This window comes from Halomonas saccharevitans, from assembly GCF_900116405.1.
GTDB classification, from domain to species: Bacteria; Pseudomonadota; Gammaproteobacteria; order Pseudomonadales; family Halomonadaceae; genus Halomonas; species Halomonas saccharevitans.
In genome coordinates this window covers 1-2,308 of the sequence record NZ_FPAQ01000078.1, presented here as the reverse complement: position 1 = coordinate 2,308, position 2,308 = coordinate 1, and the positions used below count along the sequence as shown (strand labels likewise).

Here is a 2,308-nt window from a genome sequence, read left to right as displayed (position 1 = left end):
GGGCTCAATCGTGCTTCGTGAACCGCCGTGGTACGGAACCGTATGCCCGGTGGTGTGGGAGGGCTCCGGGGGCGACCCCGGACCCTACCCGATGCTCTACCCTTACAGGTAGAGCCCAAATTCTTGCTGATTTAGTCCCAGCTCAGCGCGCCGCCCACCTGGTACTCGGTGACGCGGGTCTCGAAGAAGTTCTTCTCCTTGCGCAGGTCGATGATCTCGCTCATCCACGGGAAGGGGTTCTTCGCGCCGGGGAACTGCTCCTTCAAGCCGATCTGGGCCAGGCGACGGTTGCAGATGAAGTGAAGGTAAAACCCTAAAATTTTACAATTAAGTTGAAGAAAAAGAAGACTTTTATGTTGGAACATTTTGGCTGATCTCTCAGGCCGAACCATAACCGAAACCCCGAAACACAGTTTGGTACTACTGATCATCATCTATGTAAGGTAGGCAAGGTAGTCCGCGACCGAAGGACCGGTAAAAATCCGAACGTGGTACAAAAAATTCAGCTGATACGAGGGCCTATTAGGCGTATAAAGGTGGACGAGCGTCAGGTACGTCGGGTCCGTCAGGTGCCATCACACTAAGCCGCTTCCGCTGTAATGATTTTGATGATCTTATTCTAATAATATAGATATATGTAATCATGGACTTGTTTCAGATATATTTAAGTGTATAAACTGTGTGATGTTGTTACATTTTAAAAATTTACAAGGATCAAGGCATTGAGCCATACATTGGTCATATAAATTATTTATGGATCATTGCATCCCGGTCTTGTTGCCACATCACTCCAATATTTATCTATAGAAAAAAATACATGTAATGCCGTATTTTCTATAGAAAAATATACTCGCGATTGCGCCAATCAAGCTGCGCGACTTTCTGGGTTGCTATCTAGAGATGCCCTGTGACACCTGACGGACCCGACGTAACCGACGCCCATGAAATCTACGAGAAGAGAAAAAAGCCCTTGATTCAGCCCTTAAGGGCTTATCAAGGGCGTTTATGCTGCTGACTACTGGTCTACTACCTTACCTGCCGTGAAGGTAAGATCTCCGATAAAATCACCAACCGCTGAGCTAGCTCCTTCAAGCGTCTCCATCGAAAGGTGAGAGTAGCGCTGAGTCATCTTGGGAGTGGTGTGACCCAGAAGTCTTTGTACCTCATACAGGGAGCGACCCTTGTTGACCAGCATGGAGGCATACTGGTGACGACAATCATGTAGCCTGAAGTCTGGTAGACCTGCTGCTACCCGCATACGTTGCCAGACGGCTGTAATATGCCGTATTGGCTGACCGGTGACCTGACTAATGAAAACATACTCATGACCACTAGAAAGGGAATGTGCTTCCTCTAGCACCTGCAAAGCGGCTGTATTTAGCGGCATGACCCTAGACTTCTTGCTTTTGGCATTAGCGGCAGGAATCTTCCAGGTTTTCTTCACTAGATCAATATCTTCCCACTTGGCTTTCAGTGCTTCATTACGACGAGCGCCGGTTGCCAGCAATAGCAGAATAACCAAGGATACAGGCCTATTTGTATGGGTCTGTAGCATATTTAGTAGCTTGGACATCTCCTCGTCCGTCAGGTAGTGCTCCCGCGAGTTATCGGCATTGTATAGCTCGATCATCTTAGCTGGGTTGGTGTCTATGACTTCCCACTTGATAGCAAGATTGAAAATGTAGCGGATAATGACCACCTGCCGGTCACAGGTGGAAGGAGCCATGCCTTTTTCCGGTAGGGTCGTATGGAAAGTCACGAGCTGGGTGCGGGAGATTTCATCAAGCGGGATGCTACCGAAGACGGGGATGATATGATTCCTCAGAAACGAATCGTCAGTTGCCCAAGAGCGTTTATGTACCTTGATATAAGGAAGATACTGATCACGAACAAAGTCGGAGAATGTCGGGATGTTGCGCTTGCGCTTGAGGTCTGCGCGAGGATCTCCGCCAAGGAGCGTATCGGCACGCGTCTGTTGGGCCTTCTTCCGCGCTTTGGTTAAAGAGAGCTCGGTCGTCTTGGCAATCTTGATATGCCGCATTTTACCTCGCGCATCCTTGTAGCGCTGGTAGTACGTGCCCACACGAGGGTTGCTGGCACGGACCTCAACATAGAAGCCGGGCAGCTGAGAATCACAGTACTCGACCTTTCGTTTCCCTGGGGGGCAGTCAAGGTTCTTGATGGCGGAGGGGGTGAGTTTGATAGTTGGCATAAACCCGGCTTATTCATGAGGGCGTCCTGAAAACGAAGATGGCGAGTGGTTTTCTCTTGTAGAATCAAGATGTTCCTGCCAGAACACGATTCAAGA

Annotated in this window: 1 protein-coding gene and 1 pseudogene; both read right to left on the bottom strand. The window is 49.1% G+C overall.

Features of this window, described 5'->3' with window-relative positions:
* Window positions 1–131: 131 nt before the first annotated feature.
* Window positions 132–314, bottom strand: a pseudogene (locus tag BM388_RS18300) (ribonucleotide-diphosphate reductase subunit beta); the annotation flags it as partial.
* 701 nt (window positions 315–1,015) lie between these two features.
* Window positions 1,016–2,212, bottom strand: a complete 1,197-nt coding sequence (locus BM388_RS17385; RefSeq protein WP_089852487.1) for a tyrosine-type recombinase/integrase — start codon at window positions 2,210–2,212, stop codon at window positions 1,016–1,018.
* Window positions 2,213–2,308: the final 96 nt, after the last annotated feature.

What these genes read in the sequence shown, in the direction of transcription:
- BM388_RS17385 (WP_089852487.1), bottom strand. Translation starts at nt 2,212, where the DNA reads ATGCCAACTATCAAACTCACCCCCTCCGCCATCAAGAACCTTGACTGC.